Origin of the sequence: Microbacterium sp. No. 7 (genome assembly GCF_001314225.1) — a bacterium.
Classification (GTDB): Bacteria; Actinomycetota; Actinomycetes; order Actinomycetales; family Microbacteriaceae; genus Microbacterium.
In genome coordinates this window covers 3,033,935-3,056,708 of record NZ_CP012697.1, presented here as the reverse complement: position 1 = coordinate 3,056,708, position 22,774 = coordinate 3,033,935, and the positions used below count along the sequence as shown (strand labels likewise).

Annotated in this window: 18 protein-coding genes; 11 read left to right on the top strand and 7 right to left on the bottom strand. The window is 73.8% G+C overall.

The window, feature by feature from the left end; all coding sequences use genetic code 11:
• Positions 1-23 precede the first annotated feature (23 nt).
• A complete protein-coding gene (locus AOA12_RS14255) occupies positions 24-1,376 on the bottom strand; it encodes a Cpe/LpqF family protein (protein ID WP_054684007.1) in 1,353 nt (450 codons plus the stop codon).
• A gap of 128 nt (positions 1,377-1,504) precedes the next feature.
• Between AOA12_RS14255 and miaB the strand changes: the two genes are divergently transcribed.
• The 3 genes from miaB (at position 1,505) to dapF (ending at position 5,041) form a co-directional block, all read left to right on the top strand.
• Positions 1,505-3,052, top strand: coding sequence for a tRNA (N6-isopentenyl adenosine(37)-C2)-methylthiotransferase MiaB (gene miaB / locus AOA12_RS14250; RefSeq protein ID WP_054684006.1), 1,548 nt, complete (start codon positions 1,505-1,507; stop codon positions 3,050-3,052).
• A gap of 84 nt (positions 3,053-3,136) precedes the next feature.
• Positions 3,137-4,066, top strand: coding sequence for a tRNA (adenosine(37)-N6)-dimethylallyltransferase MiaA (miaA, locus tag AOA12_RS14245; RefSeq protein WP_082406273.1), 930 nt, complete (start codon positions 3,137-3,139; stop codon positions 4,064-4,066).
• Positions 4,067-4,174: 108 nt separating this feature from the next.
• Positions 4,175-5,041: a diaminopimelate epimerase gene (gene dapF, locus AOA12_RS14240; protein WP_054684003.1), complete on the top strand. Its 867-nt coding sequence runs from the start codon at positions 4,175-4,177 to the stop codon at positions 5,039-5,041.
• Between the two features lie 22 nt (positions 5,042-5,063).
• Here the strand turns inward: dapF and AOA12_RS14235 are convergent, their stop codons facing one another.
• Together AOA12_RS14235 and AOA12_RS14230 are read right to left on the bottom strand one after the other, a co-directional pair.
• Positions 5,064-6,281, bottom strand: a complete 1,218-nt coding sequence (locus tag AOA12_RS14235) for an MFS transporter (protein WP_054684001.1) — start codon at positions 6,279-6,281, stop codon at positions 5,064-5,066.
• 89 nt (positions 6,282-6,370) lie between these two features.
• On the bottom strand, positions 6,371-7,012 hold the full coding sequence (locus AOA12_RS14230) for a class I SAM-dependent methyltransferase (RefSeq protein ID WP_054683998.1): 642 nt from the start codon (positions 7,010-7,012) through the stop codon (positions 6,371-6,373).
• Positions 7,013-7,084: 72 nt separating this feature from the next.
• Here AOA12_RS14230 and hflX point away from each other — a divergent pair, with 72 nt between their 5' ends.
• Both hflX and AOA12_RS14220 read left to right on the top strand, forming a co-directional pair.
• Positions 7,085-8,605: a GTPase HflX gene (gene hflX / locus AOA12_RS14225; RefSeq protein WP_054683993.1), complete on the top strand. Its 1,521-nt coding sequence runs from the start codon at positions 7,085-7,087 to the stop codon at positions 8,603-8,605.
• 130 nt (positions 8,606-8,735) lie between these two features.
• Complete coding sequence (locus AOA12_RS14220; RefSeq protein WP_054683991.1) at positions 8,736-9,302, top strand: flavin reductase family protein; 567 nt, start codon at positions 8,736-8,738, stop codon at positions 9,300-9,302.
• Between the two features lie 126 nt (positions 9,303-9,428).
• Here the strand turns inward: AOA12_RS14220 and AOA12_RS14215 are convergent, their stop codons facing one another.
• Both AOA12_RS14215 and AOA12_RS14210 read right to left on the bottom strand, forming a co-directional pair.
• Positions 9,429-10,760 (bottom strand): sensor histidine kinase, encoded by a 1,332-nt coding sequence (locus AOA12_RS14215; protein WP_054683983.1) that lies wholly within the window; start codon positions 10,758-10,760, stop codon positions 9,429-9,431.
• The gene (locus AOA12_RS14210; RefSeq protein WP_054683980.1) at positions 10,757-11,350 is read right to left on the bottom strand and encodes a response regulator transcription factor; all 594 of its coding nucleotides are present in this window, start codon (positions 11,348-11,350) and stop codon (positions 10,757-10,759) included. The genes AOA12_RS14215 and AOA12_RS14210 overlap by 4 nt, the downstream gene beginning before the upstream one ends.
• 101 nt (positions 11,351-11,451) lie before the next feature.
• On the opposite strand from AOA12_RS14210, the gene AOA12_RS14205 reads away from it, so the two are divergent.
• From AOA12_RS14205 to AOA12_RS14190, 4 genes are read left to right on the top strand one after another with little or no spacing between them, the layout of a single operon-like run.
• Complete coding sequence (locus AOA12_RS14205; RefSeq protein WP_054683978.1) at positions 11,452-12,531, top strand: iron ABC transporter substrate-binding protein; 1,080 nt, start codon at positions 11,452-11,454, stop codon at positions 12,529-12,531.
• Positions 12,532-12,591: 60 nt separating this feature from the next.
• The gene (locus AOA12_RS14200) at positions 12,592-14,085 is read left to right on the top strand and encodes an ABC transporter permease (protein WP_197280936.1); all 1,494 of its coding nucleotides are present in this window, start codon (positions 12,592-12,594) and stop codon (positions 14,083-14,085) included.
• A complete protein-coding gene (locus tag AOA12_RS14195) occupies positions 14,069-15,094 on the top strand; it encodes an ABC transporter ATP-binding protein (protein ID WP_054683971.1) in 1,026 nt (341 codons plus the stop codon). Before AOA12_RS14200 ends, AOA12_RS14195 begins: the two co-directional genes overlap by 17 nt.
• Complete coding sequence (locus AOA12_RS14190) at positions 15,091-15,825, top strand: metal-dependent transcriptional regulator (RefSeq protein WP_054683968.1); 735 nt, start codon at positions 15,091-15,093, stop codon at positions 15,823-15,825. Before AOA12_RS14195 ends, AOA12_RS14190 begins: the two co-directional genes overlap by 4 nt.
• A gap of 93 nt (positions 15,826-15,918) precedes the next feature.
• On the opposite strand, the gene AOA12_RS14185 is transcribed toward AOA12_RS14190, so the two are convergent.
• Positions 15,919-16,431, bottom strand: coding sequence for a hypothetical protein (locus tag AOA12_RS14185; RefSeq protein ID WP_054683965.1), 513 nt, complete (start codon positions 16,429-16,431; stop codon positions 15,919-15,921).
• A gap of 718 nt (positions 16,432-17,149) precedes the next feature.
• Positions 17,150-19,039 carry a prolyl oligopeptidase family serine peptidase gene (locus tag AOA12_RS14180; RefSeq protein WP_054683962.1) on the bottom strand — a complete coding sequence of 630 codons (1,890 nt, stop codon included), beginning with the start codon at positions 19,037-19,039 and terminating at the stop codon, positions 17,150-17,152.
• 396 nt (positions 19,040-19,435) lie between these two features.
• Between AOA12_RS14180 and AOA12_RS14175 the strand changes: the two genes are divergently transcribed.
• Complete coding sequence (locus AOA12_RS14175) at positions 19,436-20,413, top strand: methylenetetrahydrofolate reductase (RefSeq protein WP_054683951.1); 978 nt, start codon at positions 19,436-19,438, stop codon at positions 20,411-20,413.
• Positions 20,410-22,728, top strand: coding sequence for a 5-methyltetrahydropteroyltriglutamate--homocysteine S-methyltransferase (gene metE / locus AOA12_RS14170; RefSeq protein ID WP_054683947.1), 2,319 nt, complete (start codon positions 20,410-20,412; stop codon positions 22,726-22,728). The genes AOA12_RS14175 and metE overlap by 4 nt, the downstream gene beginning before the upstream one ends.
• Positions 22,729-22,774 lie beyond the last annotated feature (46 nt).

The following is a 22,774-nucleotide window of genomic DNA, read 5'->3' as shown; positions in this document are numbered from 1 at the left end:
CGAGAGGCCGTTCGCGGCGAGGGCTACTCCGCGAGCAGGGTGAATACGTCCTCGACGAGGCCGAACAGCTCCGACTGCGTGGTGAGCGGGATCGCCGTGTCGTCGGACGACAGCACGACCAGGGTCAGCACCGCGCCGTCGGCGCGCACGGCCCGCCACGATCCCGTGAGCACGCCGATGTTCGAGCCGCCCTTGAAGGCGATCTCGGGCCAGGCGGCCGCGTCGATGCGCACGCCGGGGTTCATCGTGAGCGCGCCCGTGACGGCGGCATCCGCCTCGCCGCGGGCGTGCAGTGCCTCGTGCGCCGCCGCGATGTCGTCGGCGTTCGCGAACCACTCGAGGTCGTGCTGCCAGCGCACGGTGTCGTCGACGTCCTCGATGCCGACCTCGAACGGCCGGCCGTCGAGCTCGGCGAGCAGCGCGCGGCGGGCCGCCTCGTCGCCCGACTCCCAGCGGGCGATGAGATCGTCGTGGCCGCCCCACTGCAGCGCGAACAGCTCCCGAGTGGTCAGGAACGGGCGCAGCAGGGCCGGGTCGTGATGTCCCATGCCGGCGACCGCCGCCTCGACCGCCTCGCGCCCGACGAGGCCGATGAGCAGATCGGTCGCGGTGTTGTCGCTGATCGAGATCATCTTCTCGGCGGCCTCGCGCACGGTCACCTCGGTGCCGGCCGGGGCGTCCTGCAGCTCGCCCGACGGCAGGCTGCGCACGTCGTCGGTCACCGTGACGGTGTCGTCCCAGCTCACCGTGCCGGCCGCGACGGCGTCGGCCACCGCGCCCAGCACGTACAGCTTGAAGATCGAGCCGAGCGGCGATGCGGCATCCGGCTCGGTGGAGAGCACCGTCTCGTCGTCGAGGGTCACGAGCACCCGCGTGTCGCCCGGCAGCGCCGCCCAGCGCTCGCCGACCTCGTCGATCGAGGTCGCGGCCTCCCGCGGGGGCATCGCGGGGCCGAGGAGGAGACCCGTGATGAGGTTCTCGCCGTCGACGACGACCGACAGGTCGAACGGGGCGCCCAGCGAGCCCTCCACCCTCGTGACGGCCTCCCGCTCCGTGCCCTCGTAGGCCGTCGCGACGAGCGGTCGCGCGGGCCGGATCTGCGTGTTGATGAGCTCGGCGACCTCCTCGGCGCTCACCTGCGACGTGAAGTCCTCGTGCAGGCGCGACGCCCAGTCGGCCGGGTCGGTGTCGTCCTCGGCGTTCATCTCGCCGAGGATCCACTGCGTCGCCTCGCCGACCGGGGTCGCCGGGATCTCGACCGGAGCGGCGGGCTCGGTCGCCGACGGGCTCGTCGCCGGGGGATCGTTGCGCGCGTCGGAGCATCCGGCGAGCAGCAGGGCGAGCGCGGCGACCGCCGCGACCAGGGTTCGTCTCATCGTGCGGTCACATCGCTTTCGTGTCGTTTCCCCCGAGGCTACGGGGCGGCGTCTGCGCCCGCCTCCGTCGCGCGACGGATCTTGCGCGTCCTGCCCGCGTCCATCCGCGGATCGTAGAATGAGAGATCATGTCTGCACCCTCTGCGACCCCGACGCTCATCGCGCCCTCGCCCGCCGCCCTCGGCACCGACGGGCTCGCCCGCACCTACGAGGTGCGCACGTTCGGCTGCCAGATGAACGTGCATGACTCCGAGCGCCTCTCCGGGTCGTTGGAGAGCGCCGGGTACGTGCGCGCCGACGCGGGCGCCGAGGCCGACGTCATCGTCATCAACACGTGCGCCGTGCGCGACAACGCCGCCGGCAAGCTCTACGGCACGCTCGGCCACCTCAAGTCTCGCAAGGACCGGCATCCCGGCATGCAGATCGCCGTCGGCGGATGCCTGGCCCAGATGGACAAGGACGCCGTGCAGCAGAAGGCGCCGTGGGTCGACGTCGTCTTCGGCACGCACAACATGGGCTCCCTCCCGTCGCTGCTCGAGCGCGCCCGTCACAACGGCGAGGCCGAGCTGGAGATCCTGGAGTCGCTCGAGATCTTCCCCTCGACCCTGCCGACCAAGCGCGACAGCGTGCACAGCGGCTGGGTCTCGATCTCGGTCGGCTGCAACAACACGTGCACCTTCTGCATCGTGCCGTCGCTGCGCGGCAAGGAGAAGGACCGCCGCCCCGGCGACATCCTGAACGAGATCCGGCTGCTCGTCGACGACGGGGCGATCGAGGTCACCCTGCTCGGGCAGAACGTCAACTCGTACGGCGTCGAGTTCGGCGACCGCCAGGCCTTCGGCAAGCTGCTGCGCGCGGCGGGCGAGATCCCCGGGCTGGAGCGCATCCGCTTCACGTCCCCGCACCCGGCCGCCTTCACCGACGACGTCATCGACGCGATGGCCGAGACGCCCGCCGTCATGCCGCAGCTGCACATGCCGCTGCAGTCGGGCAGCGACCGCATCCTCCGCACGATGCGACGTTCGTACCGCAGCGAGCGCTTCCTCGGCATCCTCGATCGCGTGCGGGAGAAGATCCCGCAGGCCGCGATCTCGACCGACATCATCGTCGGGTTCCCCGGCGAGACCGACGCCGACTTCGAGGACACGATGCGCGTCGTCGAGCAGGCGCGGTTCGCGTCGGCGTTCACGTTCCAGTACTCGATCCGCGAGGGCACGCCGGCGGCCACGATGGACGATCAGATCCCGAAGGCCGTCGTGCAGGAGCGCTACGAGCGGCTGGTCGCCCTGCAGGAGCGCATCTCGCTCGAGGAGAACCGGCGTCAGGTCGGCCGGTCGGTCGAGGTGCTGGTCTCCACCGGCGAGGGCAAGAAGGATGCCGCGACGCACCGGCTCACCGGCCGCGCCGAGGACAACCGGCTCGTGCACTTCGAGGTGCCCGCCGGCTCGGCGACCCCGCGGCCCGGCGACGTCGTGTCGGTCGTCGTGACGCACGCCGCGCCGTTCCACCTGCTGGCCGACGCGCCCGACGGCGCGCCGCTGCGCATCCGCCGCACCCGCGCGGGCGACGCGTGGGACCGTTCGCAGGCCGAGTCGTGCGGCGTGCCGGCGCCGGCCGACGACGGCGCCCCGCGCCCCGTCTCGCTGGGCCTGCCGACCCTCCGTGCCGGTCGCTGACCCGCGGGCGTCTTCCGCGATGGCTGCTGTCGCCTGCCCGGGCGCCGGAGGACGCCGCCGCCCGAGCAGGAATGCGACGCCGTCATGAGCGCCCTGGCGAGTGAGACGGGCCGCCTGTGGGCGGTCGTCGGCGCGACGGGCACCGGCAAGACCGCGCTGTCGCTGCGTCTCGCGGAGGAGCTGGCCGCCGCCGGGCGGCCCGCCGAGATCGTGAACGCCGACGCGATGCAGCTGTACCGCGGCATGGACATCGGCACCGCGAAGCTGCGCGAGAGCGAGCGTCGCGGCATCCCGCACCATCTCTTCGACGTGCTCGACGTCACCGACGAGGCCGCCGTCGCCTGGTATCAGCGGGCGGCGCGGCAGGCGATCACGGACATCCACGGGCGGGGGAGGGATGCCGTCCTCGTCGGCGGCTCGGGACTCTACGTGTCGAGCGTCGTGTTCGACTTCCGGTTCCCGCCGCACGACGACGCGCTGCGCGCCCGGCTGGAGGCCGAGCTCGCCGAGCACGGACCCGGCGCCCTGTTCGCGCGGCTGCGCGAGATCGACCCGGCGACGGCCGAACGCGTCGACCCGCGCAACGGACGCCGCATCGTGCGGGCGCTCGAGGTGCTCGCCCAGGGCGAGCAGACGCACGGCGCGGCGCTGCCCGACGCGCCGGTGCTCTGGCACGAGCCGACCCGCCTCATCGGGGTGCACGTGGACCGTGCCGAGCTGGTCGAGAGGCTCGATCGCCGTGTCGAGCACATGTGGGTGAGCGGGATGCTCGACGAGGTCGCGGCGCTGCGCGACCGGGGCCTGGAGCGCGGGGTCACGGCGAGCCGCGCGATCGGCTACGCACAGGCGCTCGCGCAGCTGCGCGGCGAGCTGGGCGCGGCGGATGCCGTCGCCCAGACGCAGGCGCTCACCCGTCGCTACGCGCGCCGTCAGGTGTCGTGGTTCAGGCGCTACCCGGGGCTGGAACCGGTCGAGCCGGATGCCGACGCGGCGCGGCTGATCGGCGCGGCATGACGACGCCCGGCCGGTGACCCTGGCGACCGCGGCAGGTCTGGCTCGTCGTGTCCGCCGCACAGGGCCAGGGCACAGGCAGGCCCGTGCGCGGCCCCGTAGAATCGGGGGATGCCGCAGACGATCGCATTCACCAAGGGCCACGGCACGGGCAACGACTTCGTGATCGTCTCCGACCCCGACGGCGAGCTCGATCTGAGCGCCGACCAGGTCGCCGCGCTCTGCGATCGCCGGTTCGGCATCGGCGGCGACGGCTTTCTGCGCGTCGTGCGCGCCGCGGCGATCAACGCGGGCCGCAACACCCCCGACGCGGAATGGTTCATGGACTACCGCAACGGCGACGGATCGGTCGCCGAGATGTGCGGCAACGGCATCCGCGTGTTCGCCCGCTACCTCGCCCAGGCGGGGCTCGCCGACTTCGACGGCGCGGGGGTCGCGATCGGCACGCGCTCGGGCACGAAGCACGTGACCCGCACCGAGGACGGCTTCGAGGTCGATCTGGGCGTGTGGCGCACCACGACCGACGAGGTGCTCGTGCGGGCGCGCGGCCTGTCGGTCGCCCGCCCCGGCCAGCCGATCGACGTGGGCAACCCGCACATCGTCGTCGCGCTCGCCGACGAGGCCGAGCTCGAGTCGCTCGACCTGTCGTACCAGCCGCTGCTGAACCCCGAGCCGCCGCACGGCGCGAACGTCGAGTTCGTCGTGCCGGCCGACCCGCTCGTGCACCACGGGGTCGGCGCGATCCGCATGCGCGTGTTCGAGCGCGGCGTCGGCGAGACGCTGTCGTGCGGCACGGGCGTGACGGCCGCCGCGCTGGCCGTGCGCAACTGGGCCGGCGAGGCCGCGCCCGACCGCTGGCGGGTCGACGTGCCCGGCGGCACGCTGGGCGTGCGCATCGAGCGCCGCGACGACGGCGAGCACGCCCTGCTGTCGGGGCCGGCATTGCTCGTGTTCTCGGGCGAGATCGTCCTGGCCTGAGCCGTCCGGCGCGCCCCGTTCGTCAGTGACGCCGGGCGCGCGACGTCGCCGCGCCCAGCAGGCCGACGACGACGGCCAGCACCGAGGCCCCGACGCCGACCCAGAACGCGCCCGGTGCGCCGGTGTGCTGCGCGACCGGTCCCGCGATCGCCGTGCCCGCCGCGACGCCCAGCACGATGCCGCTGCCGACGAACGTCATGAGGCCGCCGGCGCCGCCCGACTCGGCGAGCGATCCGGCGACGCTGAAGATGGTGAGCAGCACGGGACCCTGGAACGTGCCCGCCAGCAGCGCGGCCAGGACGATGCCGACGACGTCCGACGCGTTCAGCATGAGCACCGAGCCGACCGTCATGCCCACGGCCGAGAGGCACCAGCGCTGCCACGGACCGATCCGCTCGGGCACGCGCACCATCGCCATCGTGGCCGCCGCCGACCCGACCGCCATGACGGCGTACAGCAGGGCGCCCGCGTCGGGGATGCCGATGTCGCCCGCGAAGGCGGTGAGCGCCGTCTGGCTCGCGCCGAAGAACAGGCCCATCGACAGCATGCCCGTGAAGCAGAACCCGATCAGCGCGGCGCGCCCCGGCGCACGCAGCGCGGGACGGCCCGCCGTCGACGCGCGCCGTCCGCGGGGGACGAGGCGGTGCGTGGGATGCACGGCGAAGGCCGTCGCGAACACCGCGATGAGCGCCCCGCTCAGCAGCAGCGCCGCGTGCGGCGAGAACGCCGTGGCGGTGAGGCCCACGAGCGCGGGGCCGACGATGAACGCGACCTCGTCCGCGACGCCCTCGAAGGCGAAGGCCGCGGGAAGGTCGTCGGCGCCGGCCATCGCGAGCCAGCGGGCGCGCGACAGCGGGCCGACCTGCGGAAGCGTGAACCCCGCGGCGGCGGCGAGCGCGATCGCCGTCGTGTCGGCGGCCGTGCCGACGACGACGCCGAAGACGATCATGGATGCCACGTGCAGGGCCGCGGCTGTCAGCAGCACCGTGCGCTGCCCGTGGCGGTCGGCGAGCCAGCCGGAGAGCGGGGCGCCGACCGCCTCGCCGATCGCGGCGGCCGCGGCGGCGAGGCCGCCGATCGCGAGCGAGCCGGTCGCCGACGTGGCGAGCGTGAGGATCGCGAGCGGCACCATCGCGAGCGGCTGGCGGCCGAGCACGCTCGTGACGAGGTAGCTCACCCCGGCGATCCGCGGCAGGGCCCGGTAGCCGGTGGACGCGGTGCGGACGGTCGAGGTGTTCATGGGCGCTCCAATACCGGCACGTCCCCCGCCGCGACGTGCCCCTGGCCCAGAAGTCACCAGAAGGCTATCAGCAGCGCGGCGGGCGCCGGTCAGGGCAGCCGGATGGTGTCGGTGCGCGGCGTGCCGTGACGCCGCACCCGCAGCACGCGGAAGCCGCGCGACGTCGCGGCGCGCGTCACCGAGTATCCGCTGTCGAAGGTCGCCGCGAGCCACCGCTGCAACGAGTCCGATCCGAGGTTGCGGGCGACGACGAGCCAGGCGTCGCTGCGCTCGTCGAGGCGCGCGACCCATTTCTCGAGCATGTCGTGCAGCTCGTTCTTGCCGACCCGGATCGGCGGGTTCGACCAGATCGTGCGAAAGGAGACGTCGTCGGGAACATTCCCGGGGAGCACGGCGTTGACATTGTCGAGCCCGAGATCCGCCGCGTTGCGTCGCACGAGGTCGAGGGCCCGCTCGTTGACGTCGACGGCCCACACGGTCGCGTGCGGCGAGGCCAGGGCGAGCGAGAGCGCGATCGGGCCCCATCCGCATCCGAGGTCGAGCAGGTGGCCCCCGGGAGGGGGAGCGGGGGTGTTGCCGAGCAGCACGGCCGTGCCGGCGTCGACGTGATCGGGACTGAACACGCCGCCCGCCGTCGTCACCTCGACCTCGCGGCCGGCCAGGACCGCGCGGATGCGTCGAAGCTTCTCGGGGCCGGCCGGGGACGCGCTGAAATAGTGCTCGCTCCCCACGACTGCGAGAGTACCCGATGCGCACACCTCAGCGGGAGGGTTAGACTGCAAGGCTCACGACGAAAGGAATCCATGACGGATACGACACCCGACACCGCCACCGACACGACCGAGATCGATCCGGTCGACCGCGTGCTCTCTCGCGCGGAGACACGGGCGGGCATGCGGGTCTTCGGCGCCGCGCAGGCGCTGCAGGACGAGTCGACGGTCGCCTACGACGACACCGACGGAGACCAGTGGGATCGTGAGGAGCGCGCGGCGCTGCGTCGCGTGCCGGGACTGTCGACCGAGCTCGACGACGTCACCGAGGTCGAGTACCGGCAGCTGCGGCTGGAGAACGTCGTGCTGGCGGGCGTGTATCCGCAGGGTTCGCAGGAGGACGCCGAGAACTCGCTGCGCGAGCTCGCGGCGCTCGCCGAGACCGCGGGCGCGGTCGTGCTCGACGGCGTGCTGCAGCGCCGGCCGCACCCCGACCCGGCCACCTACATCGGCCGGGGGAAGGCGCAGGAGCTCGCCGACATGGTCGCGGCCCTGGGCGCCGACACGGTCATCGCCGACACCGAGCTGGCGCCGAGCCAGCGACGCGCGCTGGAGGACGTCGTCAAGGTCAAGGTCATCGACCGCACGACCGTCATCCTCGACATCTTCAGCCAGCACGCGAAGAGCCGCGAGGGCAAGGCCCAGGTCGAGCTGGCGCAGCTGGAGTACCTGCTGCCGCGTCTGCGCGGCTGGGGCGACTCGATGAGCCGCCAGGCCGGCGGCCAGGTCGGCGCGGGCGGCGCGGGCATGGGCTCGCGCGGTCCGGGTGAGACGAAGATCGAGCTCGACCGCCGGCGCATCCGCACGCGCATGGCCCAGCTGCGCCGGCAGCTGCGCGACTTCGCGCCCGCGCGCGAGGCCAAGCGCGCCGAGCGCAAGCGCAACACGATCCCCGCCGTCGCGATCGCCGGCTACACCAACGCCGGCAAGTCGAGCCTGCTGAACCGGCTGACCCGTGCGGGCGTGCTCGTCGAGAACGCCCTGTTCGCGACGCTCGACACCTCGGTGCGCCGCACCGAGACGTCGGACGGCCGCGTGTACACGCTCACCGACACGGTCGGCTTCGTGCGCAACCTGCCGCACCAGCTCGTCGAGGCGTTCCGCTCGACGCTCGAGGAGGTCGGCGAGGCCGACGTGATCGTGCACGTGGTCGACGGGTCGCATCCCGACCCCGCCGCGCAGCTCGCGACGGTGCGCGACGTGATCGGCGACGTGGGGGCGCGCGACGTGCCCGAGATCGTCGTGTTCAACAAGGCCGACCTGCTCGACGACGACGCGCGGCTCGTGCTGCGCGGCCTCGCGCCGCACGCGCTGTTCGTGTCGTCGCGCACGGGCGAGGGCGTGGACGAGCTGCGCGAGACGATCGAGCGCACGCTGCCCCTGCCCGCCGTCGAGGTCCGCGCGGTCGTGCCCTACGACCGCGGCGAGCTCGTCTCGGCGGTGCACGAGCACGGCATCATCCTGTCGCAGGAGCACGGCGCCGACGGCACGGCGCTGCACGCGCACGTGCCCGCGGTGCTCGCGGGCCGGCTGGCCCCGTTCGTCGTGGGCTGAGGCGGTCGTCGCGCGTCGTGCGTGACCGGCGGAGACGACCGCGGCGCGGGCCGCGTCACATTCGTTCACAGTCGGTCACGCGCGCACACGAAGTACGCATCGGGGCCCGCGGCTGATTACCGTCCAGAGCATGCCTCTCTCGACCGCCGCCGCCTCCGCCGACCACCCGGCCCGCCGCTTCGCCTCCACCCTGTCGCCCGACGACTTCAAGGCCGTCTTCCGGGGGCACCCGGGCGGCGTCGCGGTGATCACGGCCGACGCGGGCGACGGCCCGGTCGCGCTGACCGCCACCTCGGTGTCGTCGGTGAGCGCGGAGCCGCCGCTGCTGATCTTCTCGATCTCGAGCCTGTCGTCGGCCGCCGGCGTGCTGGCCCGCGCCGAGACGGTCGTCGTGCACCTGCTCGACGCGAACGACATCGACGTCGCGCAGCTGGGCGCGACGAGCGGCATCGACCGGTTCGCCGACGCCGAGCGCTGGTCGCGGCTCGTCACCGGCGAGCCCGTGTACCACGGCGTGCGCGCGTGGGTGCGGTGCGCCGTCGTCGAGCGGATGGCGGCGGGATCGTCGACCGTCATCGCCGCGCACGCCCTGCAGGCGCAGCTGGAGCGCGACGTCGTGCCGGGGGACCACGGCGACGCGCTCGTTTACCACAACCGCACGTGGCACCGCCTGGGCGAGCACTCGCGCCTCGGCTGAGGCGGTCGGGCGCGTCCCGCCCGGTGCGCCGTGCAGGACCGAATCCGGATCCCGGGCGTGTCGCGCGCGGCTCGGCCCGTCGGGCGCAGAACGTCCTGCACGGCGCACCGTGCGGTGCACCGGCTCTCAGCCGGCGAGGGCAGAGGCGATCATCCGTCGGGGCAGTCGCACGGTGACGGTCGTGCCGGCCGTGTCGCCGGCCTGCGACACGATGTCGATCGTGCCGCCGCTGTCGGTGATCGCCTGGCGCACGAGGCGCAGGCCGAAGTGCCCGTCGGGCGCCGGGGCGGCGGGGTCGAACCCCCGGCCGTCGTCGGCGACGCTGCAGACGACCTCGTCGCCGTCGCCGTCCACGGCGATCGTCACGGATGCCGGTGCCGCGTGCTCGACGGCGTTTCGCACGAGCTCGCGCGCGACGCGGTAGATGAGCGTCTCGACCTCGGCATCCGCCGACGTGGACGAGCCGATCTGCACGTCGATGCGGGTGCGCGAGGTCTCCAGATCGGCGGCCAGGTCGTACAGCGCGACGACGAGCGACCCCTCGAACTGCGGCGGCGCGAGCCGGGAGAGCAGCGAGCGCAGCTCGGCGAGGTCGGCGTCGAGCAGCCCGCTCACCTGCGTCAGCAGGGCGGCCCGGTCGGCGTCGGGAGCGTGGGCGGTGCTGCCGATGCGCTCGAGCAGGAGGCCTGCGCTCGCCAGATCCTGGATGACGCCGTCGTGCAGCAGCGCCGCGAGCCGCTGCCGCTCGTGGTCCGACGCCGCGAGCGCGGTGTGCAGCAGGGCGCGGCGCTCGGCGTCGCGCTCGTCGAGCCGGCGGGCGAGCCGCAGGGCGAGGGGGAGTGTCGCGGCGCCGAGCAGGATCGGGCCGATGATGACGGGCGGAAGCGTGACGGCGAGCATGTCGCGCAGCATGTCCGGCTGCACCGAGGGCATGTAGAGCTCGAGCCGCATGGTCGAGCCCGCGGCATCCGTGAACCCGATGAACGCCTCGACGAGGCCGCCGTGCGCGATCTCGAAGCGGTGCTCCCAGTCGTCGGGCACGTCGAGCACGACGACCTCGCCCGCGTCGAGCCGCGCCGCGAGCTCCGCGTCGAACGGACGCCGTTCCCCCTCCACGCGGGCCTCGTCGGAGAACAGCACGACGGCCTCGTCGCCCTCGACCTTCCAGATCTTCACGCGCTCGATGACGTCGGCGTCGAAGAAGGCCTGCAGCTCGCCGAGCGCCTGCGTCCGCATCTCGGGGCCCGGGCTGCTGACGTCGATCGCGGCGAGCGGCGCCGCCACGGCGTGCGCCACCGTGTCGGCGACGCGCGCGGCGCTCTCCCGCGCGGCGTCGACGGCCAGCGCGGCCGAGAGCGCCGACGACACCGCGGCCACGCCGATCGCCACGAGCAACGTCGACAGCGCGTGGATGGCGAGGGCACGGCGCACCGACAGGCGTCGTGCCGCGCGGATCACCGGGGCTCCAGGAGCACGATCCCCGCGCGCGCCGCCAGGACAACGGCCTCGAGCTGCGTCTTGGCGCCGAGCCCCGCGAGCAGGCCCTTGACGTGGTCGCGCACCGTGTGCAGGGACAGGCCGAGCAGCGTGGCGATCGCCTGCGCGTCCTGGCCGTCGGCGAGCAGCGAGAGCACCTCGCGCTCGCGCGGCGTGAGCGTCTCGCCGGCCGACGGCGCGACGGGAGCGACGCCGCGGGCTCTGACCGCCTTCAGCACGTCGGCGAGGCGGCCGTTCTTCGGCAGCACGGCGTGGGCCCCGGCGGCGGAGGCGCGTCGCGCCACGTCGGAGCGCGGATGCGCGGTCAGCACGACGAGCCGTGCGTCCGGGGCCGCCTCCCGCAGCACCGCGACGACCTCGGCGCCCGTGCCGTCGGGGAGCGACAGGTCGACGATCGCGGCCTCGTAGGGCACGGCCGCGGCGATGCGGGTCGCCTCACGCAGGCTGTGCGCGACGCCCGCGCAGTGCAGGTCGTCCTGCGCGTCGATGCCCATCTTCATCAGATCGACGAACGTGCGATGGTCGTCGACGATCAGGACAGGGGTGGACACCCCCCAATTTTAGGGAGAAGCGGCTCATCACGCCAAGCCTAGGCTTGCCTAAGCCGGCCGGCATCCCTATTCACAGCAACATGAAGGACTGAATCCCGATCATGCGAAAACTGCGTCCCCGCGTCGCTCTGTTCTCTGCTCTGGCCGCGTCGGCACTCGTTCTGACCGCCTGCGGCTCGGGCGGTTCCGGCACTCCCGAGACGGCCCCCGCCACCGACACGACGACCGAGACGGAGGTCTCGGGCGAGCGCTCGCTGATCGTCTACTCCGGGCGTTCCGAGAGCCTCGTCGGCCCCATCATCGAGCAGTTCGAGGAGGCGTCGGGCATCACCGTCAAGGTGCGCTACGCGAACAGCATCGAGATGGCCGCGCAGCTGCTGGAGGAGGGCGAGCGCACGCCCGCGCAGGTGTTCCTCTCGCAGGAGGCCGGCGCGCTCGGCGCGCTGCGCGACGCCGACCTCCTCGTCGCACTGCCCGACGACGTCACGGGCGCCGTCGACGCGCACTACAACTCGTCGGACGACTCGTGGGTCGCCCTCACGGGCCGTGCGCGCGTCGTCATCTACGACTCCGAGAAGCTGAGCGCCGACCAGGCCCCGGCCGACGTGCACGAGCTCACGAAGCCCGAGTGGAGCGGCCGCGTCGGATTCGCCCCCACCAACGCCTCGTTCCAGTCGTTCGTGACGGCCATGCGCGTCATCGAGGGCGAGGAGGCGGCCGAGGAGTGGCTGCGCGGGCTCATCGCCAACAACGCGCAGACCTTCCCGGGCAACAACCCGATCCTCGAGGCCGTCAACACGGGCGCCCTCGACGTCGGCCTGCTCAACCACTACTACTGGGTCGGCGCGGCCGCCGAGGCCGGCGGACCCGACGCGATGCGCGCGCAGCTGCAGTTCGGCGCGCCCGGCACGGTCAGCGCCCTCGTCAACGTGACCGGCGCCGGCATCCTGACCGGCTCCGAGGACTCGGAGGAGGCGCTGGAGTTCGTGCGCTTCCTGCTGTCGGAGCAGGCGCAGACCTACTTCGTCGAGGAGACCGGCGAGTACTCGCTGCTGCCCGGCGCGCCGTCGCCCGCGAACGTGCCGACGCTCGACGAGCTGGATGGACCCGAGATCGACTACTCGAAGCTCGCGGACCTGGAGGGCACCGTCGAGCTGCTGCAGAAGGTCGGACTCATCTAGCCGATGCAGCGCTCGCACACGAGGAGGCCGCCGAGAGGGCGGCCTCCTCTGCTCCTGTGGGTGGCCGGCGCGATCGGCGCGCTGTCGGCCGCCCTGCCCGTCGCGTACCTCGTGGTGCGCCTCGTCGAGTCCGACCGCGACGACGTCTGGGGCGCGCTGCTGCGCACGCGCACCCTGTCGCTCGCGCTCACCTCGCTCGGGCTCTCGATCACCGTCGCCGTGCTGTGCCTGCTGATCGGCGTGCCGCTGGCGTGGGCGCTCGCGCGCGTGCGGCTGCCCCTGCCCGCGGTCTGGCCCGTGCTCGCGGCCCTGCCGCTCGCGATCCCCTCCTACGTCTCGGCCTTCGCGTGGGTGTCGACCTGGCCCGGCACGAACGGCTTCTGGCCGCTCGCGGCCGTGATGACCCTCGCGTGCGTGCCGTACGTGACGCTGCCCGTCGTGGCGGCGCTGCGCTTCGCCGACCAGCGCGGGTTCGACGTCGCTCGCACGCTCGGGCGGGGCCCGCTCGCCGCGTTCCGCGCCGCGACCCTGCCGCAGATCGCCCCGGCGGCGCTCGCGGGGGCCCTGCTCGCCGCGCTCTACACGCTGTCGGACTTCGGCTCGCCGTCGCTGCTGCGCGTGCAGACGCTCACCTGGGGCGTGCACGCGGCCTACGAGGGCGGGCTCAACCGCACCCTTGCGGCGGCGACGGCCGCCGTGCTGGTCGTCCTCGCGCTGCTGCTGGTCGTCGCCGAGCGCGCGGTGCGGCGGCGTGCGCGGCGCGGCGCGGTGCGGGAGAGCCGGGGCGCCCCCGCGGCCCTCACGCGGTCGCGCGCCGCGCGCTGGACCGCCGTCGCCGGCATGCTCGCCGTCGCGGCCGCCGGCCTCGGCATCCCCGCCTTCGCGCTCACGCGGCGCGCGCTCGAGTCGCGCGCCGCCGACGTCGACTGGCAGCGTCTGGGGGAGAGCGCGGCGACGACGCTCGCGCTGAGCCTGGGCGGCGCGCTCCTCGCCGTCGCCCTCGGCCTGCCGATCGCGCTGCTCGCCGCACGCTCGCGTTCGCGGGCCGCGGCCGTGCTCGAGTCGGTCGCGTACCTGGCCAACGGCGTGCCCGGCATCGTCGTCGGCCTCTCGCTCGTCTTCTTCACGCTCGCCGTCGTGCCGGGCCTCTACCAGTCGGCGCTCGCCCTGTGCTTCGCCTACGCGGTGATCTTCCTGCCGAAGGCCGTCGGATCGGCGCGGTCGGCGATCGAGCAGGTGCCGCCGTCGCTCGAGGACGTCTCGCGCAGCCTGGGGCGCGGCCCCGCCCGCACGTGGGCGACGGTCACGGCGCGGCTCTCGGCGCCCGGCATCGCGGTGGGCGGCCTGCTCGTCGCGGTCACCGCGATGAAGGAGCTCCCCGCCACCCTCATGCTGCTGCCGATCGGAGCGAACACGCTCGCGACCGAGCTGTGGCGGCACACGTCGATCACGGCCTACGGCGCCGCCGCCCCCTACGCGATCGCGCTCGTGCTGATCGCGAGCATCCCTGCCTACCTCCTGTCCCGAGCGGAGAACGATGGAACTCGACATTGAGCACCTGACCGCCTGGCACGCGTCGGCGTCGCAGCTCGCGCCCGTGCTGCACGACGTGGGATTCCACGTCGCCTCGGGCGAGCTCGCGGCCGTGCTCGGACCCAGCGGCAGCGGAAAGACGACGCTCCTGCGCGCGATCGCGGGCCTGCACCGCACGATGCAGGGAACCGTCGCGCTGGGCGGCCAGCGGGTCGACCCGCTGCCGCCCGAGCGGCGAAGGATCGGCCTCGTCCCGCAGGACAGCGCCCTCTTCCCGCACCTCACGGTCGTCGAGAACATCTCCTTCGGTCTCTCGCGCGCGGCGCGGCGCGGCGGACGGGCCGACGACATGCTCGACCTGCTGGGGCTGACGCCGCTCGCGGATCGCCTGCCGCACCAGCTGTCGGGCGGTCAGGCGCAGCGTGTCGCCGTCGCGCGGGCCCTCGCCCCCGCACCGCGGCTCGTGCTGCTCGACGAGCCGTTCTCCGCGCTCGACGCCGCGCTGCGCGCCGAGGTGCGCGCGGGCGTGCGCGCGGCGCTCGCCGAGACCGGCACGACCGCGCTGCTCGTGACCCACGATCAGAGCGAGGCGCTGTCGCTCGCGACGATGCTGATCGTGCTGGCCGACGGGCGCGTGCGGCAGGCGGGGCCGCCGAGGTCGATCTACGCGCGGCCCGCCGATGCCTGGACGGGCGGCTTCCTCGGCGACGCGAACCTGTTCGACGCGGTCTCCCGCGGGGGCTCGGCGCGCACGCCCCTGGGCTCGCTGCGGCACGACGGCCCGGCCGACGCCGAGGTCACGGTGCTCGTGCGTCCGGAGCAGGTGCGGCTCGGAACGGATGCCGGTGTCGCCGCCACGGTGCGCACCGTGCACTACTTCGGGCACGACAGCACCCTCGAGGCGGAGATCGACGGCGGCGGGACCGTGCTCGTGCGCGTGCCGGCGAGCGAGCTGCCCGCGATCGGCGAGCGCACGCTGCTGCGCGTCGACGACAGCGTGCGTGGATTCCCCCGGACGGCCGCATCATGAGCCTCCCCGCCGAGGCCGCGGCGGCGGCCGATGCGACGGGCGGCGGAGCGACCGCGGCCTTCAAGGTCTACGCGCGGCTCATCATGGAGTGCGAGGAAGAGGGCATCGTGCCGCTGCGCGCCCGCATCGCCGACAGCCTGGGGCTCTCGCTGCCCTCGGTGACCGGCACGGCGAAGCGCATGCGCGAGGCGGGGCTCATCGACTTCGGCGCCCAGCGCGGCGTCGAGCTGCGCCCGGCGGGGCGGCGGCTCGCGATCGAGATGCTGCGCAAGCACCGGGTGGCGGAGTGCTTCCTGGCCCAGACCCTCGGGCTCGACTGGGCCGTCGCGCACGCCGAGGCGGACAAGTGGGATCGGGCGATGAGCGACGCGGCCGAGCTGCGCCTGCGCGCCCTGCTCGGAGACCCCGCGGTCTCACCGTACGGCAATCCCATTCCCCGCGTCGGGGAGACGGAATGGCCCCTGCCCGCCATGCGCGAGGCGACGAGCCTGCTGCACGCCGCGCTCGCCGGGTCCCTCACGAGGCACTGCCGCGTGCTCTGGCTGTCGGAGCAGCTGCAGGGCAACGCGCACGTCCTGACGCAGCTGCGACGACAGGGCCTGCTGCCCGGATCGACGCTGTCGTTCGAGCTGCACGGCTCCTCGGTGCTCATCGACGAGCCGCAGCGTCAGCGCACGATCGAGCTGCCGCACGGCGTGGCCGCGGGCCTGTTCGTCGACGTGATCCACTGAGCGTCGGCCCGGTTCATCGTGAATCCGCCGGTGTCGTCCGTGATCGCCGGTCTCGCCGAGGCCGAGTGCCGGATGCGATTCTTCTTCTCACGTTCACTTCCTCGAATCGGTGTGCGAGATCTGGTTCCGCTCGTCCCGACGGGTCTTGTCGACGATGAGGTTCATCCGGGCGCCTCGGAAGTCGGCGTCGGCGGTGAGGACCACGGTGAACGGCTTTCCGTCGACCTGCACGACGAATCTCGCGAAGCACGAGCGGTCCGTCGCTTCGCCGCGGCAATGGTCAGGTGCGGAGTCGGAGCGTTCGGGATCGAGGTCGGACATCGCCGAGACGAAGGACTCCTGAACGCTCTGCGCGGGAATGGTCCACGTGCGGTGAACGCTCGGGTCGGGAACGCCGCCCATGTTGATCCAGAGGTCTGGCTGGAGCCTGTCGAGCTCGAGCACCCAGCCGGGTCCCGGCCTCACGCGATCGGCGACGGCCACGACGCCGCCGTCGCCCCCGGGCAAGGTCGAGCCCGCGACGAAGAGCACGATCAGCGACAGCGGCACGCCGATCGCCGCGCCCGTCGCCCAGACGACGGGCCTCCGTGTCCTTCTGTGCGTCATCGCGTCCGCTCCGTGCGTTCGCCGACGTCGCCCCAGACGAGGAGGGCCCGGACGCTCTCCCCTCGATCCGTGGCACCTCCTCGCCCGTCGTGCGGGTCAGGCGGCGACATCGATCACGCCCGACCCGGTCTGTGCGCCGTGGCGAACGTCGGCCCGGGTACCGCGGCCGCGGTCTCGAGGACCGCGGCCGCGGCGGTGGCGCCCTCGGCGATGGCTCTGGGTCGCGGCGTGCGATGCACCCTAGGAGTGGTGCATCGCACGCGCGGCCCCGTTGCGAGGGGCGCCGTCGCGCGCTCCAAGGGCACGCGCGATATGAGCGGAACCAGGCACGCCGACGTCATCGGTCGGGGCCGACGACGTCCCGTGGCATCCACGGGAGTGCTGGTGTCCGCAGGTACACCGGCTTGGGGACCGGTGAGCGACGCAGCTGACGCGAGGCGTGCTGTGAGGTCCTCAGCGCGCTGCGAGATCGCGGAACGTCCTACGAACCGCTAGGCGATGACCGGGTCGAGCGCCACCTCTTCGGTGCTGCCTTGTCGACGTCGACCGCTGTGCCCTGTCTGCGACGTGGTGTCCACGATTGCTCCCCCCTGGCAGGCGACCAGTGTGCGTCACCTGCATATGGCCATATTAGCGAGGCTTTCGAGGGAATGTCAAAACCGGGCCTCCGATGGCGATGAGACTCCTCTCACCCGTTCGGGGCCGGCGCCGTCCCGGGTCAGCTCAGCGCGATCGGTGGGACGCCGGGCGTCTCGAAGCCGAACACCTGGCCGAGGAAGGCGAGCTCCGACTCGAGCGCGTGGACGATCGTCTCGGCACGGCGGAAGCCGTGGCCCTCGCCCGCATAGAGCACGTAGGCGTGCGGGACGCCGCGGGCCGCGAGCGCGTCACGGATCGCCTCGGCCTGCGAGGGCGGCACGACGGCATCCTCGTCTCCCTGCAGCAGGAGCAGGGGCGCGCGGAAGCGCTCGGGCCGGCTCAGCGGCGAGCGCTCGACGTACACGGGCTCCGCCTCGGGGAGCGGGCCGATGAGCCCGTCGAGGTAGCGCGCCTCGAAGTCGTGCGTGTCGGCCGCGAGGGCACGCGCGTCGCCGACGCCGTAGCGCGAGATCCCGGCGCCGAACACGTCGGTGCCGGCGAGCGCCGCGAGCACCGTCCAGCCGCCTGCCGAGCCGCCCTCGATCGCGATGCGCGCCGCGTCGGCGCGGCCCTCGGCGACGAGACCGCGCACGGCCGCCGCGACGTCGTCGACGTCGACGACGCCCCACTGGCCGCGCAGGCGCTCGCGGTAGGCGCGCCCGTAGCCGGTGGAGCCGCCGTAGTTGACGTCGAGCACGCCGATGCCGCGGCTCGTGAAGAACGCGGTCTTGCTGTCGGCGACGCCGCCGACGTGCGCCGTCGGCCCGCCGTGCACGAACACGACGTAGGGCGGCAGCTCGCCCTCGGGCCCGGCGGCCTCGGGGCTCGTCGGCGCGAAGTCGAACGCGTGCACGTCGCCGTGCGGGCCGGCGTAGGTCACGGCCCGGCCGATCGGCATCCAGCCGGCATCGGTGCCGCTCGCCGCGCCGACGATCTGCGCCGACGATCCGTCGGCGTCGACGAGCCAGATCCCGCCGCCGGCCGGTCCCGCGCCCGAGACCAGCACGCGCGCCCCGTCGGTCGCCTCGACGAGCACGCGCGCGCTGACCGGCACCGCCACGGGGGTGACGGCGCCGTCGGGCGCGATGCGCACGACCTCGTCGGACCCGTGCGTGCGGGCCGCGACGACGCCGCCGTCGCCGAGAGCGGCGAACCACCGCGCCCCGAGCACCCACAGCGGCCCGCCCGTGTCGGCGTCGGCCGGGGCGACGGGCTCGGCCGCGGAGCCGTCGCGCCGGCGCCACAGGTTCCAGCGGCCGGTCGGGTCGTCGCAGAACAGCAGCTCGTCGTCGGCGACCCACGTCGGCTGCAGCGCCGACGTGGTGCCCGACGACACGGCCTCCCACGCGTCGACCGCACCGTCGACGATGCGGCCGACGCGCAGCTCGGTGCGATCCCACGGCATGTCGGGGTGGTCCCACGCGACCCAGGCGAGGCGGTCGCCGCGCGGCGAGAGCGCGGGCTGGGCGACGAAGTCGGAGCCGGATGCCAGCACCGTCACGCCACCCGCCTCCGAGATCGCGACGATCGCGCGCTCCGGCACGGGAGCGTCGCCGTGCCGCTCGCGCACCGCGAGCAGCGTGCCGGCCTGATACACGAGCCCGCCGTGGCGATCGCGCTCGTCGGGCGGGGTGAGGGCGACCGGCTCGCCTCCCGGCGCGAGCATCCAGACGCGCTGATCGCTTCTCTCCACGAAGAACAGGCGGCCGTCGGGGCTCGCCGCCCACGATCCGCCGCCGTACTCGTGCACGCTCGAGCGGGCGTTCCACGGCGCGGGCAGCACGACCTCGTCGGTGCCCTCGGCCGTGCGCCGCAGCACGGCCGTGCGGCCGCCCTCGGCGGGGATCGACTGCCCCCACCACACCTCCGCGCCCACGAAGGCGGCGCCCTCCAGACGCGGCGACGCGGCGCTCGCCCATTCCGCCGTCAGCGGCGAGGGCCAGGAACCGTAGGGGAGCGTTGCGACCATGCCCCCACGCTACGCGAGGGTGCCGGTTATCCCCGCGAGGGTGCCAGTTGTCCCCACGAGGGTGCCAGTTGTCCCCACGAGGGTGCTTTCGAGCGGCACCCCAAAGCACCCTCGTGAGAACAATGGGCACCCTCGCGAGAACAATGAGCACCCTCGTGAGAACAAGTGGCACCCTCGCGGGAGAGCGAAGCGGCGGGCGAAACATCGCGTCACACTGGTGCCGGTCCGCTCGCGCGATGTTCTACAGTGGTCGCATCGACGCCCGCACTGCGGGCAGCCCGGCATCCACCGGGCAGGAGCGACAGCCGAGCCCGGCACCCGCCCGCGATGACGCCCGACGGGTGCCATCGCCTGCGGCTGCCCTGTGGCCGCGTCAGCACCTGACCGGAGTTCATCATGTCGTCCATCGCACATCGCACCGTGCCGGTGTCGTTCGAGATCTACCCGCCGCGCACGCCCGAGGGCCTGCCCGCGCTGCACGAGACCATCCGGCGGCTCGCGGCGGTCGGCCCCGACTTCATCTCCGTCACCTTCGGCGCGGGCGGGTCGACCCGCGACCGCTCGCTCGAGGTGCTCACGCACATCCTGCGCACGACGTCGGTGCCGCCGCTCGCGCACCTGACGTGCGTCGGCAGCACCTACGTCGACGCCGCCGCGATCATCCGCGAGTTCCTCGACGCCGGCATCACCCGCTTCCTCGCGCTGCGCGGCGACCCGCCCGCGGGCGTGCGCGAGGAGGACGTGTTCCTCGGCGACCTGGAGAGCGCCGCGCAGCTCGCGCAGCTGATCGGCCGCGTGCAGGCCGAGCGCGCCCCCTACACCGAGGCGCCGGTGCCGGGCGCCCCTGACGCCGTCCGCCTCGCCGCGCGCGAGCGCGTGCAGGTCGCGGTCGCGGCGTTCCCGAACGGGCACCCCCGTGCCGTCTCCGAGCACGACGACATCGACGCGCTCCTCGCCAAGCAGGCCGCGGGCGCGACCCTCGCGATCACGCAGCTGTTCTTCCACGCCGACGACTACCTCGGATTCGTCGAGCGCGCCCGCGCCGCCGGCGTCACGATGCCGATCCTCCCGGGCATCATGCCCATCGTCTCGCCCACGCGCCTGCGCCGCGTGCTCGAGCTCACGGGCGAGCCCGTGCCGGCCGGCCTCGCGCGCGCGCTCGACGCCGAGCCGACCGCCGACGGCCAGCGCGAGGTCGGCCTCGCACACGCGTCGGCGCTCGTGCGGGCCGTGCGCGACGGCGGGGCGCCCGGCATCCACCTCTACGCCTTCAACAACCACAGAAACGTCCTCGCCGTGCTGCGCGAGGCAGGAATCGTCGCCACCGACGCCCGCGAGAACACCGACACCCGTGAAAAGGAGATCATCCGATGACCGCCACCTTCCCGTCCGGCACCATCCTCGGCTACCCGCGCATCGGCCGCCGCCGCGAGCTCAAGCGCGCCGTCGAGGCGCACTGGGCCGGCAAGACCGACGCGCAGGAGCTCGAGCGCACGGCCGCAGACCTGCGTCGCGTCACGCGCGAGCGCCTCGCGGAGCTGGGCCTCGGCCGCGGCGACTCGTCGATCCCCGAGTCGTTCTCCTTCTACGACCAGGTGCTCGACGCCGCCGTCACGGTGGGCGCCCTGCCCGAGCGCTTCGCCGGCCTGCGCGCCGCCGACGGCTCCATCCCGCTGTCGGCGTACTTCACCGCCGCGCGCGGCGAGGGCGAGCGCGCGCCGCTCGAGATGACCAAGTGGTTCGACACGAACTACCACTACCTCGTGCCCGAGATCGGCCCCGAGACCGTGTTCTCGCTGTCGAGCGACCGCTTCGCCGCACAGGTCGCCGAGGCGAAGGCCGACGGCTTCACGGTGCGCCCCGTCGTCGTCGGACCCGTGACGCTGCTCGCCCTCGCGAAGGCGTCGGACGCCGCGCCCGAGGGCTTCGCGCCGCTCTCGCGCCTCGACGACCTGCTGCCCGTCTACGTCGAGCTGCTCGCCGCGCTGCGCGCCGCGGGCGCCGAATGGGTGCAGCTCGACGAGCACGCGCTCGTCAGCGAGAGCCTCGGCCTGTCGGCCGACGAGCTGGCGGATGCCGCACAGCGCGCCTACGCCGTGCTCGGCGCCGCGCAGGACCGTCCCGCGATCCTCGTGGCCGCCGGCTACGCGCAGCTCTCGCCGCAGGCGTGGCGGACGCTCGCCGCGGCGCCCGTCGAGGCCGTCGCGATCGACCTGCACCGCGGCGGCGTGCCCGCGGCCGTCGACGGGCTGTCGTCGAAGACGGTCGTCGGCGGCGTGGTCGACGGCCGCAACATCTGGCGCGGCGACCCCGCGGGCGGCTTCGACCGCCTGCAGGCGCTGGGCGCGCTCGGCGCGGCGGCCGTCTCGGCGGGCACCTCGACCTCGCTGCAGCACGTTCCGCACGACGTCGCCGACGAGAGCGCCCTCGACGCGCGCCTCGTCTCGTGGCTCGCGTTCGCCGACCAGAAGGTGGGCCAGGTCGTCACGCTCGCCCGCGGCCTCAGCGAGGGCCGCGACGCGATCGCCGCCGAGCTGCAGGCCGCGACCGACGCGCTCGCCGACCGGCAGGCCGCCCCCGGCGTGCGCGACGGCGCCGTGCGCGCACGCGCCGCGGCGCTCACCCCCGCCGACATCGAGCGCGGCGACGACGCCGAGCGCGCCGCGGCGCAGGAGAGCCTGGGCCTGCCGGCGCTGCCGACGACGACGATCGGCTCGTTCCCGCAGACGGGCGACATCCGTCGTGCCCGTGCGCGCCACGGCAAGGGCGAGATCACGGATGCCGAGTACGAGGGCTTCCTGCGCGACGAGATCAAGCGCGTCATCGACCTGCAGCTCGACCTCGGCATCGACGTGCTCGTGCACGGCGAGGCCGAGCGCAACGACATGGTGCAGTACTTCGCCGAGCTGCTCGACGGCTTCGCGGTCACCGAGAACGGCTGGGTGCAGTCGTACGGCTCGCGCGCCACGCGCCCGTCGATCCTGTGGGGCGACGTCTCGCGCCCGGCGCCGATGACGGTCGCGTGGTCGCAGTACGCGCAGTCGCTCACCGACAAGCCCGTCAAGGGTATGCTCACGGGGCCCGTGACGATCCTCGCGTGGTCGTTCGTGCGCGACGACCAGCCGCTCGGCGAGACCGCCGACCAGGTGGCGCTCGCCCTGCGCGACGAGATCGGCGACCTGGAGCAGGCCGGCATCCGCATCATCCAGGTCGACGAGCCGGCGCTGCGCGAGCTGCTGCCGCTCAAGCAGGCCGACCAGCCCGCCTACCTCGACTGGTCGGTGCGCTCGTTCCGCCTCGCGACGGCCGGCGCCGCGCCCGCGACGCAGGTGCACACCCACCTGTGCTACTCGGAGTTCGGCGTCGTGCTCGACGCGATCGCGGCGCTCGACGCCGACGTCACCTCGATCGAGGCGGCCCGCAGCCGCGGCGAGGTCATCGCCGAGATCGCCGAGTCGGGCTTCGCGCACGGCGTCGGCCCGGGCGTGTACGACATCCACTCGCCGCGCGTGCCGTCGGTCGACGAGGTCGCCGAGCTGCTGCAGCGCGCCGCCGACGCCCTGCCGCTGCGCCAGGTATGGGTCAACCCCGACTGCGGACTGAAGACGCGCGGCTACGACGAGACGGTCGCGTCGCTGCGCAACCTCGTCGCGGCGACGCAGCGCGTGCGCGAGAGCGTCGGCGCGTAGTCGCGGGGCGCGCACGGAAGACCGCGAAGGCGGATGCCGAGGGGCT